General features: G+C 64.4%; 12 protein-coding genes. 9 read left to right on the top strand and 3 right to left on the bottom strand.

The window, feature by feature from the left end; all coding sequences use genetic code 11:
* Positions 1 to 2: 2 nt before the first annotated feature.
* Positions 3 to 1,484 (bottom strand): xanthine dehydrogenase small subunit, encoded by a 1,482-nt coding sequence (gene xdhA / locus BVG12_RS25195; RefSeq protein ID WP_075796555.1) that lies wholly within the window; start codon positions 1,482 to 1,484, stop codon positions 3 to 5.
* A gap of 236 nt (positions 1,485 to 1,720) precedes the next feature.
* Here xdhA and BVG12_RS25190 point away from each other — a divergent pair, with 236 nt between their 5' ends.
* The 9 genes from BVG12_RS25190 to BVG12_RS25150 all read left to right on the top strand — a co-directional run bounded on the left by BVG12_RS25190 (position 1,721) and on the right by BVG12_RS25150 (position 11,780).
* Positions 1,721 to 2,278 (top strand): ClpP family protease, encoded by a 558-nt coding sequence (locus BVG12_RS25190; RefSeq protein WP_075794779.1) that lies wholly within the window; start codon positions 1,721 to 1,723, stop codon positions 2,276 to 2,278.
* A gap of 218 nt (positions 2,279 to 2,496) precedes the next feature.
* Positions 2,497 to 3,744, top strand: coding sequence for a hypothetical protein (locus BVG12_RS25185; RefSeq protein ID WP_075794778.1), 1,248 nt, complete (start codon positions 2,497 to 2,499; stop codon positions 3,742 to 3,744).
* A 10-nt stretch (positions 3,745 to 3,754) separates the two neighbouring features.
* Positions 3,755 to 4,159, top strand: a complete 405-nt coding sequence (locus BVG12_RS25180; protein WP_075794777.1) for a type 2 periplasmic-binding domain-containing protein — start codon at positions 3,755 to 3,757, stop codon at positions 4,157 to 4,159.
* A 67-nt stretch (positions 4,160 to 4,226) separates the two neighbouring features.
* Complete coding sequence (locus tag BVG12_RS35695) at positions 4,227 to 5,798, top strand: methyl-accepting chemotaxis protein (RefSeq protein WP_075794776.1); 1,572 nt, start codon at positions 4,227 to 4,229, stop codon at positions 5,796 to 5,798.
* Between the two features lie 173 nt (positions 5,799 to 5,971).
* Complete coding sequence (locus BVG12_RS25170; RefSeq protein ID WP_075794775.1) at positions 5,972 to 6,337, top strand: hypothetical protein; 366 nt, start codon at positions 5,972 to 5,974, stop codon at positions 6,335 to 6,337.
* 4 nt (positions 6,338 to 6,341) lie between these two features.
* A complete protein-coding gene (locus BVG12_RS25165; protein WP_075794774.1) occupies positions 6,342 to 7,157 on the top strand; it encodes a slipin family protein in 816 nt (271 codons plus the stop codon).
* An 86-nt stretch (positions 7,158 to 7,243) separates the two neighbouring features.
* On the top strand, positions 7,244 to 8,551 hold the full coding sequence (locus tag BVG12_RS25160; RefSeq protein WP_075794773.1) for an HlyC/CorC family transporter: 1,308 nt from the start codon (positions 7,244 to 7,246) through the stop codon (positions 8,549 to 8,551).
* Between the two features lie 246 nt (positions 8,552 to 8,797).
* On the top strand, positions 8,798 to 10,531 hold the full coding sequence (gene pilB, locus BVG12_RS25155; protein ID WP_075794772.1) for a type IV-A pilus assembly ATPase PilB: 1,734 nt from the start codon (positions 8,798 to 8,800) through the stop codon (positions 10,529 to 10,531).
* A gap of 10 nt (positions 10,532 to 10,541) precedes the next feature.
* Positions 10,542 to 11,780 carry a type II secretion system F family protein gene (locus BVG12_RS25150; protein WP_075794771.1) on the top strand — a complete coding sequence of 413 codons (1,239 nt, stop codon included), beginning with the start codon at positions 10,542 to 10,544 and terminating at the stop codon, positions 11,778 to 11,780.
* 13 nt (positions 11,781 to 11,793) lie between these two features.
* On the opposite strand, the gene BVG12_RS25145 is transcribed toward BVG12_RS25150, so the two are convergent.
* Both BVG12_RS25145 and BVG12_RS25140 read right to left on the bottom strand, forming a co-directional pair.
* Positions 11,794 to 13,647, bottom strand: a complete 1,854-nt coding sequence (locus tag BVG12_RS25145; protein WP_169926838.1) for a glycoside hydrolase family 35 protein — start codon at positions 13,645 to 13,647, stop codon at positions 11,794 to 11,796.
* Positions 13,648 to 13,666: 19 nt separating this feature from the next.
* Positions 13,667 to 16,675 (bottom strand): TonB-dependent receptor, encoded by a 3,009-nt coding sequence (locus BVG12_RS25140; protein WP_075794769.1) that lies wholly within the window; start codon positions 16,673 to 16,675, stop codon positions 13,667 to 13,669.
* Positions 16,676 to 16,932: the final 257 nt, after the last annotated feature.

Below are 16,932 nucleotides of genomic sequence, written 5' to 3'. Positions count from 1 at the left end.
CCTCAGGCCAGGGCGGTCGTCGATTTGTTGGCAAACGGGTTGACTGCGCTGGTCGGCAGCGGGTTGTCCTTGCGCGTTTCGAGCCAGTAGCGGCGCAGCAGGTTCTGCGCCGTCTTCATGCGGTAGGCGCTCGATGCGCGCATGTCGGACAGCGGCGCGTAGTCTTTCGCCAGGGCTGCCATCGCGTCCAGCACGGCGGCTTCATCCCACGCGCGGCCGTTCAGGACGCCTTCCGCCTGCGTGGCGCGCTTGGGCGTCGCGGCCATGCCGCCGAAAGCGATGCGGGCGTCCCGCACGATGCCGTCCTCCAGCGTGAAGGCAAAGGCGGCGCAGACGGCCGAGATGTCCTGGTCGAAGCGCTTGGCCAGCTTATAAGTGCGGAACGCGACATTCTTGCGCGGCAGCGGAACACGCACGGCCTGCACGAATTCGCCGTCGCGCCAATCCTTGACCTGGTAGCCCAGGTAGAAGCTCTCGAGCGGCATGGTGCGCTCGCCTGCGGGTCCGCGCAGCACCAGCTCGCTGCCGAGGGCGATCAGCCACGGCATCGAGTCGCCGATCGGCGAGCCGTTGGCGACGTTGCCGCCCAGGGTGCCCGCGTTGCGGATCGGGAGCGACGCGAAGCGCTGCCACAATTCCCCCAGTTCCGCGTCGTAGTGCTTGCAGATGGCGGCGTAGGCGTCTTCGAGCGAGATGCCGGCACCGATCTCGATGAAGCCGTCCTGCTCGCGCAGAGTCTTCAGTTCGGCCACGTGGCCCAGATAGATGATGTCGGTGAGTTCGCGCATCTGCTTCGTGACCCACAGGCCGACGTCGGTCGAGCCGGCGAGGATCGTCGCTTTCGGATGCGCGGCGCGCACGGCGACGAGTTCGTCCAGCGTACGCGGGGCGTGGAAGGTCTGGCCGTCGTATTTATAGGTGGCGCCGGCGTCGCGCTGCAGGGCGCGCAGCTGCTCGGCCACGGACGCACGGTCGAACTCCGCGGGCGGCAGGGCCACCATGCGCTTGGCCGCATCGATGATCGGACGGTAGCCCGTGCAGCGGCACAGGTTGCCGGACAGCGTGTCGTCGATTTCGCAGCGGGTCGGCTCGCGGCCTTCCTGCTTGAGGTACAGGCCCCACAGCGACATGGCAAAGCCCGGCGTGCAGAAGCCGCACTGCGAACCGTGGCATTCGACGAGGGCCTGCTGCACGGGGTGCAGGGCGCCGTCCTTCTGCGCCAGGTCTTCGACGGTGAACAAGGCTTTGCCGTCCAGCGTCGGCGTGAACTGGATGCAGGAATTCACGGAGCGCATCTGCAGTTCGCCGTTTTCGAGCGATCCGAGCACGACGGTGCACGCGCCGCAGTCGCCTTCGGCGCAGCCCTCCTTGGTGCCCGTGCAGTGCAGGTCCTCGCGCAGATGCTGCAGGATGGTCTGCGTCGGCGCGACGTCGTTCACTTCATGGACGGCGCCGCGGTAGAAAAATCGGATCGGTGTGGACATCATCGCCTCGGAGTGGGAAACAGCTTGTGAAAATATGACTGACTGGATACAGATTAGCACCGGGGGTCGGGCTGGATATATGCGGATATGGATTTTGAATATCAGATATTTTCAATACTGCAGGGTGCGCCTGCGCGGCCTGTTCACCTAGCATGCCCGTCCTGTCTGCCGCGCGCAATGCGGAACGAGCCAATATTGCGAAACTTGCTATCCTTGAGCCGTCACCGGGAGGCTTCATGGCATTGCACATCGTTCATTTCATCGGACCGATCAACGCGAACTCCGCCTGCACCGTGCGCAACCTGTGCCTGCAGGCGCTGCAAAGCGGCGCGACCGAACTCGAACTGCACATGTCGACCGAAGGCGGCAACATGACGGCCGGCTTCGCGCTGTACTACTTCCTGAAGTCGCTGCCGTTGCCGTTGACGACGTGGAACGTGGGGAGCGTGGAATCCGTCGGCGTCGCGATCTTCCTCGCCGGCGCGAAGCGCTATGCCTGCCCCGGCACGCGTTTCCTCATCCATCCGCTGCACTGGGGCTTCGGCAACCTCGTCGCGGCGGACCATGCCCGCATCTCGGAATGGCGCGACTGCCTCGATTTCGATGCCGAACGCTACGCCGCCATCTTCGAAGACGCCACCCGCGGCGCACGCGGCGCCCACGACATCCGTTCCTACCTCACGGCTTGCTCCCGCATCTACACGGCCGAGCAGGCCGTCGAAGCGGGCATCGTGCACGAGGCGCGGCAGGCGCGCCTGCCGGAAGCGGGCACGACGTCGCACTGGTGGAATTAAAAACATCATCCCACTCTGATAGCGCTCGCTGTCAGTTTGCTGCAACAAAAGAGGGCAAACATCGCTAGAGTAGAGTGATTATTCGCGTATTTTCCTTGCGGCATTTTTTCTGGCCGCTCTACAATTTATTACAGATTCTTTACGCGGCCTAACCTATCGCCTCGGCAGTGTCTCTATAACAAAAACCGTCCACCCGCAGTCTTCAGCAGGTAATTCCCATGAAAAAACGCATCATCGCGAGTGCGCTCGCCGTGTCTTTTGTCGCGCCTTGTGCATTCGCGCAGGACGCTTCCGCCGTCCGTATCAGCGGCTTCGGCACCGGTGCCCTCACCTGGACCAATACCGACAAGGCCGAGTTCGGCCGCCCGAATCAGGCCAGCGGCGCCAAGAAGAACGCCACGACCGGTGTCGATTCGAACTTCGGCATCCAGGCCGACTATGCCGTCAACAGCTGGCTGTCCGTCACGGGCCAGGGCCTTGTGCGCAAGGATGCGCAGGATGACTTCGGCGCCGAGCTGTCGTGGGCGTTCGCCAAGGCCAAGGTCTCGGACGACGTGTCGTTCCGCGTCGGCCGCATCGGCGTGCCGGCGTTCATGATTTCGGACTACCGCAACGTGGGCTACGCCAACACGATGCTGCGTCCGCCGGCCGAGATGTATTCGCAGATGCTGTTCAACACGGTCGACGGCGCCGACGTCACCTGGCAGCACAGCTATGGCGACACGACGTATACCGCACAATTCGCCATCGGCAAGAGCAAGGTCGACATCGCCGGCGGTCCGACCCTGGACGGCCGCCGCCTGACCGCCGTGAACCTCGTGGCGGAACATGGCCCGCTGACGGTGCGCGTCGGCCGCGTCGACGGCCGCCTGACGCTGAGCAACTCGGCGTCGCTGACCACCCTGCTGACCTCGCTGAACAAGGTGGCCGCCGGCTATCGCCTGCCGCAAGCGGCGCAACTGGCGTCCGACATCGACGTCAACAACAAGAAGGCGTCGTTCACCTCGCTGGGCGCCACGCTCGACTGGAACGACATCGTCGTGCAGAGCGAATACGCGAAGCGCAAGACCGACAGCTACGTCAACGACACGACGTCGTGGTACGTGATGGGCGGCTACCGCATCGGCAAATTCCTGCCGTATTACAGCCACGCCAAGCTGTCGATCGACGGCTCGGTCCACAACGGCATGCCGGCGGCCTGCCCGGCCGGCTATCCGGCCGCGTGCACCCCGACGCTGGCCGCGCTGTCCGGCGCCGTCGCCAGCCTGCCCTACACCGGCGTGAGCCAGGGCGAGCAGCAGACCGACTCGATCGGCATGCGCTGGGACTTCTACCGTTCGCTGGCCCTGAAGGTGCAGTTCGACCACGTGCGTCCGAACAAGGCGAGCGGCCTGCTGATCAATCCGCAGCCGGGCTTCCACGGTCCGGTCAACGTCGGCGCCGTCGCGCTCGACTTCGTGTTCTAAGAGGACTTCGATGAAACATCTGATCAAGACAGCCATCGCCACCGCCGCCCTCGCCCTGGCCCTGCCGGCCATGGCCGACGTGGTGGTCGTGGTGAACCCGAAGGCGGCCGAGTCCTCGATGACGAAAGACCAGGTCGCGCAGTATTTTCTGGGCAAGTCCAGCGCGATGAGCCCGGTCGACCAGCCGGAAAGCGCCCCGGTCCGCGCCGAGTTCTACAAGAAGGTGACGGACAAGGACGCATCCCAGGTCAAGGCCTTGTGGTCCAAGCTGGTGTTCACCGGCAAGGCCACGATGCCGAAGGAAGCCGCGGACAGCGCCGCCGTCAAAAAGATGGTGGCCAGCGACCCGAAAGTCATCGGCTACATCGAAAAGAGCGCGGTCGACGCCTCGGTCAAAGTGATCTACACACCGTAAGCGTCCGCAACCACCCGCCCGCCCCCGGTTTATCCGGCGGCGGGCTGTTGAACATAGAGGAAACGGCATGAGCATCAAGCGCAAGATCTGGGCACTCCCGGTCATCTCGACCATCATCTTCGGCCTCGGCGTGGCGGTGTCGGCCAGCATCGCGAGCGGCGCCCTGGACTCGATCCACACGACCGAGTCCGTCGATTACCCGGCGCTGGGCACGGCGAAGGCGTTGACGGCCGACCTTGCGGGCATCACCGACGGTCTGCGCGATGCCGTTTCCGAAGGCGACAAGGCACGTATCGGCCAGATCGGCGAGCAGGCGAACAAGGTGCGCGCGAAATTGTCCGAGGTCGGCAAGATCCCGGGCATGGATGCCACCGGCAAGCGCCTGACCAAGGATTTCGAGGATTACTATGCGCCGGCCGTCTCGGCCGCGAAGATCATGCTTGAACTCGAACAGGGCGATCCGCAGACGACCGTGCAGCGCATGCAGAGCGCGCTGACCGTGCTGAACGCCGATGTCGCGAAATTCAATGAGCAGGCCCAGCAGCAATTCAAGGACGGCATCGCGCGAAGCGCCTCGAGCGTGCGCCGCGTGCTGTCGGTCACCATCATCACGGCGCTGATCGTGATCGCGATCCTGATCGGCGTGTCGTGGTTCGTCATCCGCACCATCTGGCAACAGCTGGGCGGTGAACCGGAATACGCACGCGAGATCACCCGCGCCGTCGCGGCCGGCGACCTGTCGATGGAAATCCGCCTCGAGGCCGGCGACCAGCACAGCCTGCTGGCCGCGCTGCAGGAAATGCGCACGCGCCTGGCGACGATGGTGTCCGGCATCAAGACGTCGGCCGAGACCATCGCCACGGCCAGCGCCGAGATCGCCAGCGGCAACGCCGACCTGGCCAGCCGCACGGAATCGCAGGCCGGCAGCCTGGAGCACACGACGCGCGCCGTCGAATCGCTGACGGACACCGTCAGGACGAACGCCGCCAACACGACCCAGGCGAACGCACTCGTCCTGTCCGCCACCGACATCGCCACCCGCGGCGGCGAAGTGGTCGGCAACGTGGTGTCCACGATGGGCGCCATCAATGCCTCCGCCAAGCAGATCGTCGAAATCATTTCCGTGATCGACGGTATCGCGTTCCAGACCAACATCCTGGCGCTGAACGCCGCCGTGGAAGCCGCGCGCGCGGGCGAACAGGGCCGCGGCTTCGCCGTCGTCGCGGGCGAGGTGCGCAATCTGGCACAGCGTTCGGCGGCCGCCGCCAAAGAGATCAAGCAGCTGATCGGCGATTCCGTCGCCAAGGTCGATGCCGGCAGCGCGCTCGTCGACGAAGCGGGCGCCACGATGGAGCAGATCGTCGCGTCGGTCCGCAAGGTGCACGACATCATGGCCGAGATCAGCGTGGCGGGTCAGCGCCAGGCGGAAGGCATCGAACAGATCGGCCGCGCCATCGACGACATGGACCAGATGACGCAGCAGAACTCGGCGCTCGTCGAGGAAGCGTCGGCCGCGGCGGAATCGCTGGCGGAGCAGACGGAGCAGTTGTCCGGCGCGCTGGCGCAGTTCAAGCTCGCGGCTGGCAACGCGCTCGGCGCGCCGGCGGGCCGCTCGCGGCTGGCACTGGCGCGCGGCTGAACCGCCGCGCCGATCCGGGACGGACAGTGCACACACTGTCCGGATTCGGAGTATGCTTTCATCAAGCGCCGTACTGCATGAAGTGACCACCTGGTCGCGCTGATGCAACCCCGGCCGTCCGCAATGGCCACTCACCGGCACGACGCTCGTCTCGAGACACCGGGGAGATCATCATGCGCCACACATTGAATCGCAACTACCCGCCGGGCACCGAACCCGGCGCCCTGCAACACCACCCCCACGAAGACAGCCACTACTTCGGCACGCAGAACGCCTCAGCGCCGCCCGCCGGCACCACGTTCCAGGAAACGATGGGCAGCATCGCGCAATGGAGCACCCCGGAGGATGACGAGATGTGGGCCGTCCCGCCCGCCGGCAGCGACTTGCGTGCCGAGGCGCCCGCCCCCGACCAGACCTGGGACGACGTCGAACCCGCCCTGAAGAACGATTGGGAGACCAGGCACGCGGGCAGCGGGGCGTCGGCCTGGGACAACGTGAAGGCCGCCATCCGTCATACCTGGGAGCGGATGCACCGCTGACACCATGAATCCGGTCACATCCTTCCTGGTCGCCGTCAGCCTCGGCGTCGGCGTCGTGCTGACGTACTGGATCGATCCGCTGATCGGATTGCCGCTCGTCGTCCTGGCCGTGATTCTCGCGTTCTCGCTGAAGATGGCGAACGCGTGGCAGAAATTCGTCATCTTGCGGCTGGGGAAACTCCACAGCGTCAAGGGTGCGGGCTTGTTCGCCATCGTGCCCGTCATCGACAACGTGGTGGCCGTCATCGACACGCGCATCCAGACCACGGCCTTCAACGCCGAGCAGGCCTTGACCAAGGACACGGTCCCGGTCAACGTCGACGCCATCATTTTCTGGCACGTGCACGATGCGGAGAAGGCCGCGCTGGCGATCACGAATTACCGCGAGGCGATCGACCGGGTCGCCCAGACGTCGCTGCGGGAAATGATCGGCATGTCGATGCTGACGGCGCTGCTCTCCGAACGCAAGGAAGCGGACGCGCAGCTCAAGGAATCGATCGGCGTGAAAACGGCGCCGTGGGGCATCTCCGTCGGCTCGGTGGAAATCCGCGACGTCGCCATTCCCGTGGTGCTGCAGGACGCGATGTCGCGCCAGGCCCAGGCCGAACGCGAGAAGCAGGCGCGGGTCATCCTCGGCTCCGCCGAAGCCGCCATCGCCGGGAAGTTCGTGGAAGCGGCCGACATGTACGCCGGCCATCCGGCGGCACTGCAGCTGCGGGCGATGAACATCATTTATGAGACGACGAAAGAGCGTGGCGCCACCATCCTGATCCCGAGCTCGATGGTCGACAGCCTGAATCCCGGCAACCCGCGTCTCTAGCCAAACTTGCAAGCCCCCTCCCCTTGTCATAGAATCGGCCTCTGCGCTGGCCTCGCCAGTTTCCCGACGATTCTTGACGGTGATCCTTGGAAACCGTACCACTTTGGGTGCTCATTCTCGCACTCGCCCTCCTGATCCTTTGCTCGGCCTTCTTCGCGATGGCGGAAACCGCCCTGATGGCGGCCAATAAATATCGCTTGCGCCATCTCGCCAAACGGGGCCACCGCGGCGCCATCACCACCTTGTGGCTGCTGGACCGTACGGACAAGCTGCTGTCCCTCGTGCTCATCGCCAACACGCTGATCAATGCGATGGCCACGGCGCTCGTCACGGCCATCGCCATCCTGTTCTTCGGCCACGACGAAAGCGTGATCACGATCGCCACGGCCGTCGTCGCCTTCCTTTTGATCGTGTTCGCGGAGATCTCTCCGAAGATCATCGGCGCCACCTATCCGGAGCGCATCTCGCTCGGTTCCAGCTTCGTGCTGCGACCGCTGATGAAGGTGGCCAAGCCGGCCATCTGGTTCGTCAACCTGTTCGTGAAAGGCCTGCTGCGGCTGCTGGGCATCCGCGGCGTCGGGGCCGGCCATGCGGATGCCCAGCAGCGCCTGTCGCCGGAGGAATTGCGCTCCGTCGTGCTGGAAGCGGGCAGTTATATTCCGCAAAAGCACAAGAGCATCCTGCTGAACCTGTTCGAGCTGGAAAAGATCTCCGTCGAAGACATCATGACGCCGCGTCCCCAGATCGAGGCGCTGAACCTCGCGCTGCCCGTCGACGACATCAAGGCCGAGCTGACCACGTGCTACCACAACAAGCTGCCCGTGTACGAAGGCGAGATCAACCGCATCGTCGGCATCCTGCACGTGCGCAAGGCGGTCGCGCTGCTGAACGAGGAAGACGACCTCACGATCGACCACTTCCGCGAACTGTTGACGGAGCCATACTTCATTCCGCAAGACACGGGCGTCTTCACGCAGCTCCAGTATTTCCAGGAAAACAAGGAGCGGCTGGGCATCATCGTCGACGAATACGGCGAGGTGCAGGGTCTCGTCACCCTCGAAGACATCATCGAGGAAATGATCGGCGACTTCACGACCTCCACGCCGGGCGCCGCGCGCAGCGACGCGATGGCGTGGAATGCCCAGGGCGAAGTGCTGCTCGAAGGCACGACGCCGCTGCGCGACATCAATAAAAAGCTGGGCCTCGACCTGCCCCTCGACGGCCCGAAGACTGTCAACGGCCTGCTGCTGGAACAGTTGCAGGAGATTCCGGAATTCCCCATCGCCCTCAAAATCGGCAACTGTGTGATCGAAGTCGTGCAAGTGCAGAACCAGGCCATCAAGGTCGTGAAACTGTTGCGGCCGGTCGCGGTCAAACGCTGGCTGGCAGCCTGATCGGGCTTGGCCGGCCGAGCGCCGCCGGCCACGAACCGGCGGTTCCCCTGTTCCTTGCAGGAGGAATAACGATGTTGTTCACCCGATATTGGCAGCTGGTTACCTACCATTTTGTCCACGTGGTATGCACGCATCTTTCCGTACGACAAAGTCTTGACCGATTTGATGCCTACGGGCATCATCAAGAACATCCGCCGGGGCCGTTCGTCCTACCCGGCTTCTTGTCGTCCTTCCGACCCTAACCATATGGCAGCAGTCCTCCCCAACACCAACCCTGGCACTGCATTGCCCGGGCTGGCGCGTGCCCTCGTGCAGGCGGGACGCTTGACCATGCCGCAGGCGGATTCGCTGCAAAAGAAGGCGAGTGCCGATAAAGCCGGTTTCATCGACATCTTGCTCGGCGCCGGCGCCGTCGATGCGCGCTCCCTGGCTGTCTTCTGCGCCGAGACCTTCGGCTACCCGCTGCTCGACCTCGCCACCCTCAGCCCGGACGCGCTGCCCGTCAACGCCATCGACCCCAAGCTGATGCAGGCGCAGCGCGTCGTCGCGCTGGCCCGGCGCGGCAACAAGATGTCGGTGGCGCTGTCCGACCCGACGAATACCCAGGCACTGGACCAGATCAAGTTCCAGAGCGAATCGACGGTCGAACCGGTCATCGTCGCCCACGACGCCCTGCTTGCCCTGCTGGCGAACATTTCCAAGAGTGCCGAGCAGGACTTGAGCGAACTCGTCGGCGACGAAGGCGACATCGAATTCGCCGAGGAAGAACCGCAGGCGGGGGCGGCGGAAGCGGCCGCGGCCGCGGCGGAAGTCGAGGATGCGCCGATCGTGCGCTTCCTGAACAAGGTCCTGATGGATGCCATCAACCTGGGCGCGTCGGACATCCACTTCGAACCGTACGAAAAACAGTACCGCATCCGCCTGCGCGTGGACGGCGTGCTGCGCGACCACCTGGCCCCGCCGCTGTCGATCCGCGACAAGCTCGTCTCGCGCATCAAGGTGCTGGCCAAGCTCGACATCTCGGAAAAGCGCGTGCCGCAGGACGGCCGCATGCGCCTCGTGCTGTCGCCCACGAAGACCATCGATTTCCGTGTGAGCACCTTGCCGACCCTGTTCGGCGAAAAGACGGTCATGCGTATCCTCGACGCGACGCAAGCCCAGATGGGCATCGACTCGCTCGGCTACGACCCGGACCAGAAAGCCCTCCTCATCGATGCCATCACGCGCCCGTACGGCATGGTGCTCGTGACGGGTCCGACGGGCTCCGGTAAAACCGTGTCGCTGTACAGTTGCCTGAATTTGCTGAACAAGCCCGGGATCAATATCTCGACGGCGGAAGACCCGGCCGAGATCAACCTGCCCGGCGTGAACCAGGTCAACGTCAACGAAAAAGCGGGCCTCACGTTCCCCGTCGCGCTGAAAGCCTTTCTGCGCCAGGACCCGGACATCATCATGGTCGGCGAGATCCGCGACCTGGAAACGGCTGACATCGCCATCAAGGCGGCGCAGACCGGCCACATGGTGTTTTCCACGCTGCACACGAACGACGCGCCGTCGACCCTGACGCGCCTGATGAATATGGGCGTGGCCCCGTTCAACATCGCCTCGTCCGTCATCCTGATCACCGCCCAGCGCCTCGCGCGCCGCCTGTGCACGTGCAAGCAGCCGCTCGACATCGGGCGCGACACGTTGAAGGCGGCCGGTTTCCGCGAAGACGACCTGGACAGCGACTGGAAGCCTTACGGCCCCGTCGGCTGCGAACGCTGCCTCGGCTCCGGCTACAAGGGCCGCGTGGGCATCTACCAGATCATGCCGATCACGCCCGCGATCGAGGCCCTGATCCTGGCGCACGGCAACGCAATGGAAATCGCCGCCCAGGCCGAGGCCGAGGGCGTGAAGTCGCTGCGCCGGTCCGGCCTCATGAAAGTGAAGCAAGGCCTGACGAGCCTCGAGGAAGTGCTCGGCTGCACGAACGAATAAGGATCCAAACATGGCAACGACATCCGCTCCGGCACGCCGCGCTCCCAACGCGCAGGTCAAGGAATACATCTTCGCCTGGGAAGGCAAGGACAAGACCGGCAAGACCGTACGCGGCGAAATGCGCGCCGGCGGCGAGACCATCGTCAACGTGACCCTGCGCCGCCAGGGCATCATGGTCACCAAGGTCAAGAAGAAGGTGTATCGCAGCGGCAAGAAGATCCAGGACAAGGACCTGACCCTGTTCACGCGCCAGCTGGCCACGATGATGAGAGCCGGCGTCCCGCTGCTGCAATCGTTCGACATCGTCGGCAAAGGCCACGCGAACCCGTCGATGTCCAAGCTGATCATGGACTTGCGCGCCGACATCGAGACGGGCACCAGCTTGAACAACGCCTTCCGCAAATACCCGCTGTACTTCGACCCGCTGTTCTGCAACCTCGTCGGCGCCGGCGAGCAGGCCGGTATTCTCGAAGACCTGCTGACGCGTCTGGCGATCTACAAGGAAAAGACGCTCGCGCTGAAGGCCAAGATCAAGGGCGCGCTGATGTACCCGTGCGCGATCCTCGCGATCGCCTTCGTCGTCACGGCCGTGATCATGATCTGGGTCGTGCCCGCGTTCAAATCCGTGTTCTCCAGCTTCGGCGCGAACCTGCCGGCCCCGACCTTGATCGTGATGGGCATCTCCGATTTCGTCGTGCAATGGTGGTACCTCATCTTCGGCTCGCTCTTCGGCGCCCTGTACTTCTTCTTCCAGGCGTGGCGCCGGTCGCTCAAGGTGCAGCAAGCGATGGATCGCATCTTGTTGCGGATCCCCGTGTTCGGCGACGTGATCCGCAAGGGCACGATCGCCCGCTGGACCCGCACGCTGTCCACGATGTTCGCCGCCGGCGTGCCGCTCGTCGAAGCCCTGGACTCCGTTGGCGGCGCCGCCGGCAACAATGTCTATCTGGAAGCGACGAAAAAAATCCAGACGGAAGTCAGCACGGGCACGAGCCTGACGGTCGCGATGCAGAACGCCAACGTCTTCCCGAGCATGGTCACGCAAATGGTCGCCATCGGCGAAGAATCCGGCGCGCTGGACGGCATGCTGGGCAAGGTGGCCGACTTCTACGAGGAAGAAGTGGACGAGGCCGTCAAGACGCTGTCATCGCTGATGGAACCCATGATCATGGTGATCCTGGGCGTGCTGATCGGTGGCCTCGTCGTGGCCATGTATTTGCCGATCTTCAAGCTGGGATCGGTGGTGTAAGTCCCGACGCGGGCTATGGTGTCTCGTACACCGGCCCGGCCAGACCCTGCATGGTCGTCGCCGTGGGCGGCTCGGTGGTGAAGACCAGCACGTCGTTCTTGCCCGCCTTCAACCACGAAGCGGGCAGGTAGAGCGTTTGCTGGGGGCCGATGCGCCAGAAGCGGCCAAGGTGACGGCCGTTGACCCAGACCTGACCCTTGCCCCAGCCTCGCGTGTCCAGGAAGGTGTCCGCGGGCTTGTCGAGCGTCAGCGTGCCGCGCCAGAATCCCGGCGCCGTCATGTCGCCCGACGCGCCGGCGGGCAGGCGCTTCAGTGCCGCGGCGTCCATCGGCAGCGGATAGACCGTCCATCCTTCCAGTTCCTCCTTGTCCAGCGCCACGCTGCGCGTGATGCCCTTGTTGTCGTCCACCAGCTTGGCGCCAAAGCCGATGCGGCCCATCGCCTCGACGAGCAGGTCGATCTGCGTGCCCGCGGGCAGATCGACCGCCAGTGTGTTCTCGCCGCGGCGCCGGTCCAGCCGGCCGATGACGCGGCCGTCGGCCAGCACGGTGGCCTGGTCGTGCAGCTCGTTCAGTACAAGTTGTCCCTTGGCCGGCGCATCCAGGCGCTTGCGGTAGAGGATGTAACCGTAGTTCTGGCCGAACGCCTCCATCGGCCGGATCCAGCGCGAAGACTGCGCCTCGGACAGCACGTCCAGCCGCGCGAGCAGGCTGCCTGCCGGCTGCAGCGCGAAGGCGGGCAGCGCCTGCGGCTGCGGGGCGGCGGGCACCGACGGCAACGCTTCCTTCACATGCTTGGCGATGACCTCGCGCAACGCGAAGTACTTGGGGGTCGGGCGGCCGGCCTCGTCCAGCGCGGCGTCGTAGTCGTAGCTGGTCGTGTCGGGCTGATAAGGTTCGGTGCCCGAATAGTTCGCACCGGCCAGCCAGCCGAAGCTGGTACCGCCGTGGAACATGTAGAGGTTGAATGAGACGCCCTGCGCCAGCATCCAGTCCACCGTGCGCGCGGCTTCCTCGGGGCTCTGGTTGTGGTGTTGCTCGCCCCAGTGGTCGAACCAGCCGGCCCAGTATTCACCCGCCATGCGCGGACCTTGCTTGCGCCACGCGGCCAGTTCTTCGATGGAGCCTTTGGCGTCGTCCGCGCCGCCGCCGAAATTCACGACGGCAGGCACATCGGCCAGCGTGCCGCCTTCGAACAGCCGCCCGGCGGCGCCGTCGGACGTGAACAGCGGCGCGTCGAAGCCGGCCGCGCGCATCTGCGCCCGCACGGCACGCAAGTAGTCGTGATCGCGCCCGAAGGAACCGTACTCGTTCTCCAGCTGCAGCATCAGGATGGGGCCGCCGCGGCTGCTCTGCAGGTCGCCCACCTCCTGCGCGAGTCGCTTGAAGTAGCGGGCGCTGGCGGCCAGGTAACGCGCGTCCATGGAGCGCACCCGCAACCCCGGCGTGCGCAGCAGCCAGGCCGGAAAGCCGCCGAAGTCCACCTCGGCGCAGACATAGGGCCCGGGACGCAGCACGACGTTCAGACCTTCCTCGGCGGCGGTCTTGATGAAGGTGCGCAGGTCGTTCTGGCCCGAAAAATCCCACTGCCCCGGCTCGGGCTCGTGCTGAAACCAGAAGGCGTAGGTGGTCACGGTGTTCAGCCCCATCGCCCGCGCCATGCGCAGCCGCGCGCGCCACGCGGCGCGTGGAATGCGCGGATAGTGCATGTCGCCGGAGCGGATGACGAAGGGCTTACCGTCGAGCTCGAACCGCGCGCCGGCGATGGCGAAATGGGGCGGATGCGCGGCTGGTGCAGCAGCAAGCGCCGCCGTGCCCGTCATGGCGAGGGCCAGCAGGCCTGCCTGTAGCGTTCTCGAAATATTCAAGGCATGGGCTCCGGTCGGATCAGCGGTAGGTATAGCGCAGCGCCAGCGAGGCCTTGCGCGGCGACTGGTATTGGCTCGGGATGCCCCAGTTGACATCCGGCACGATGGTATTGTCCGCGTTCACGTCGGCGCTGTAGGTGTTGTAGCGGTCGGTGATGCCGCGGCGGTTAAAGAGGTTCTGGATGCTCAGGTCGATGCTCAGTTTGTTGTGCGCGCCGATGTTCCTGTCGTAGCCCACGCCCAGGTCGACCTGCCAGAAGAACGGCAGGCGCCCGCTGGTGCCGGCCGTCTTGATGCCGACCGGCGTCATGGACGCGTCGCAGTAATGTCCCCAGTCTCCCCAGTTGTAGGAGATGCTGTTCACGTCCGGCTTGAGGCCGAAGCAGCTGACGGGCTCACCGCTGTGCATGCTGAGGATGCCGCTGGTGCGCAGGCCGTTCTGGAAATAGAAGGCGGCCGAGGCGGTGAACGCATGCCGCACGTCGTTGGTCAGGTTGCCGTTGGCGCCCTGGATGGTCTCGGGGAAGTCGTAGATCCCGGTTTGCCCGATGTAGCCCGCGTTGCGGTTCTCCAGGTTGAGGAAGCCGTTGTCGTTGCCGAACGAGCGCGTCCAGGTATAGCTCAGGTTGAGGTACCAGGGCTCGGCGGCGCTGCGCGAGTGGCTCGCGTCGAAGGTCATGTGGATGTACTTGTGCTTGGGCTTGGGCAGTCCGAACGCGGCGGCCGGGATGGTCAGCGATTCCAGCTTGCCGGTGCCGCTGAAGTCACGCGTCACGGTCAGGTCCTCGCCCGGGTTCAACTCGAAACACTCATAGTCGCTCGGGTAGTCCGGGTAGCCGTGCGTGTTGGCATACCGGGCGATGCCCTGGCCATAGCAGGTCGAGTTGATGACGCGCTTCAGATCGGCGTAGCCGAAGTCGACCTGGCCCACCCAGCTGCGGCTGAATGCCTTCTGCGCATAGAGCTGCAACTCGTTCTGGTAAGGTGCCTTCAGGTTGGTGGTCGACACCTGGTAGGCCTCCGGCGGGATGCCGTCGTGGCCCGGCACGGTGTAGGTCGAGCCGATCTGCGTCAGGCCCAGCGGCGCCCTGGTCGCCGGGTCGATTCCGGTGTAGCGGTACCACTTGCGCTGTTCGAGGTGCGACTCGGCAACGCCGAAGCTGAAGTTGGACGGCATGGACAGCGAATAACGGCCGAGGTTGGCGCCGACCTTGAGGCTGGAATCGCCCTTCACATCCCACGACACGCCGACGCGCGGCGAAGTCATCGGGAACGAGAACAGCGGGCGCTCCAGCGCGTCCTTGTTGATGTATTTGTCGAAGCGCAGGCCGCCGTAGACGATCACGTGGTCGCCCGCCTTCCAGTAATCCTCGAGGTAGGCGGCCTTGTTGATCGACACCATGTTGCCGAACTCGCGGTTGAAGTAGTAGCCGACATACTGGCCGCTGACCTGTTCGCCATTGGGCAACTGCACGGCATTCGGACGGTCGTAGTAGGTGTACCAGCCGGCTTGCGGCGTGTGCCAGTCCTGGCCGAGGAAGTGCTTGTAGTACTCGGCGCCGAACACGATCCGGTGATCCGCCAGGCGCCAGGTGACGTCGCCCTTGTAGCCGCGGCGCCAATAATCGTCGGGACGGAAGTTGACAGTGCGGTCCTGGATGCCGATGTTCGTCGTCTTCTGCGTCCGGCTGCTGTAGGAATCGACGTAGGGGACGTCCTCGGCGCCATGCGCCCGGTCGTTGATCTGGCCGAGGAAACCGCCCATCAGCCGCACTTGCAGGTTGTCGGTGATATTGCCGTGGTAGTTGGCAATCAGCATGCGCTCCGTCACCGGCGAGTAGGCACTGGACGACCAGGCGCCGGCCTGGGTCGTGTAGTCCTTCAGCAGGCGGTACGTGCTGGTGCTGGTGCTGCTCCAGGCTCGCGAGCCGATCAGGTTGAGAGTGTGGTCCTCGTTGATGTTCCAGGTCAGGTTCAGCAGCGCGTTCTTGCTGCGCGAGCTGGCGACCGATTCGCGGTTCTGGCTGAAGCTGTAGCTGTTCGAAGGCAGCTTGTCCCCCAACAGCGCGAAGGCGAACAGTTTATCCTTGATCAGCGCGCCCGAGGCCCAGAGGTAGTGCGTCGTACTCGCCTCGCTGTAATTGCTGGAGGCGTAGCGGTAGTAGCCCCCCTGACCGTCGCGGATGTCCTTGTCGCTCGGCACCAGGCTGGTCGCTGAGCGCGGCGTGTAGTACATCGAATAACCCGCCTGGAAGTTGTTCGAGCCCTGGCGCACCGTCTGCGCCATGACGCCGCCGGTCGCGTTCGTCCACGATGCCCCGAAACTGCCCGCCATCACTTCGGTATCCTGGATCGCCTCGCGCGGCAGGCGGTTGGCGCCCAGCAGGGTACGGTCGTTGGTGGTATCGAACTCGTTGAGGTAGTAGCGATTCTCTGCCGGCGAGGCGCCGCCGAGTTGCACCAGCCCGGTCGTATTCTGGTCGTAGCGCACGTTGGAGCGCAGCCGCGCGATGGTCTCGACGTTGGCCGACGCGGCGAGCGGCAGGGTGTTGATGAGTTCCCGGCTGTAGTGGCTGGACATTTCCGGGGTGGACACGTCGATAGGGATCACCGTCGTCTGGGCCGACTGCCCCGTGACGGTGACGATGGCCGGCGTCTGCCCGCCGCCCTGGTCTTCCGCCGCGACGGCGACGACGGCCGTGTCGCTGTTCGGCCGCACGCTGACTTGGCGCTCGGCAATAATATTGTTGCCTTCCTTGAACGTCACGGTGTAGAGGCCCGGGTTCAGGCCCGAGGTCTTGTAGCGGCCCTGCGCATCGGGTTGCAGGTCGCGTCTGAAGCCGGTTTGCGCACTCGTGACGGTCACACTCACCTTGCCTGCGGCTTGGCCGGCCGGTACCGAGCCGTACAGGCCACCGGTAATGGATTGCGCCCGTGCGTCCTGCATCCCTGCCGCGCCCGACAGCAGGGTCAGGACGAGCAGGGATTTTCGAACAGCGGCACCGCGTGCCGCAGGTGATGTCTTCATGCGTGGTCTCCGGTCTTATTTTTAAATTTTCACTTTCGTTTTCGAAAGCTAAGAGCGGAGTTAATTTAGAAAAAAGAAAATAATTCGTCAACAAAAAAGAAAGAACTCCGACGAATATCGCGAATATGAGCAGGAAAATCTTTCGTTTTACGGTTTTAGCTGGACCAGAGCTTTCGTATAGTCGCAAAACCACAACAACTGATCGTGCCACGGTGCGGCGTCCGTCTCATGCGACACACATGACACATCACGGACGC

Origin of the sequence: Massilia putida (genome assembly GCF_001941825.1) — a bacterium.
Classification (GTDB): Bacteria; Pseudomonadota; Gammaproteobacteria; order Burkholderiales; family Burkholderiaceae_D; genus Telluria; species Telluria putida.
The sequence above is the reverse complement of the archived record's forward strand: the minus strand, read 5'-3'. Positions and strand labels throughout refer to the sequence as shown.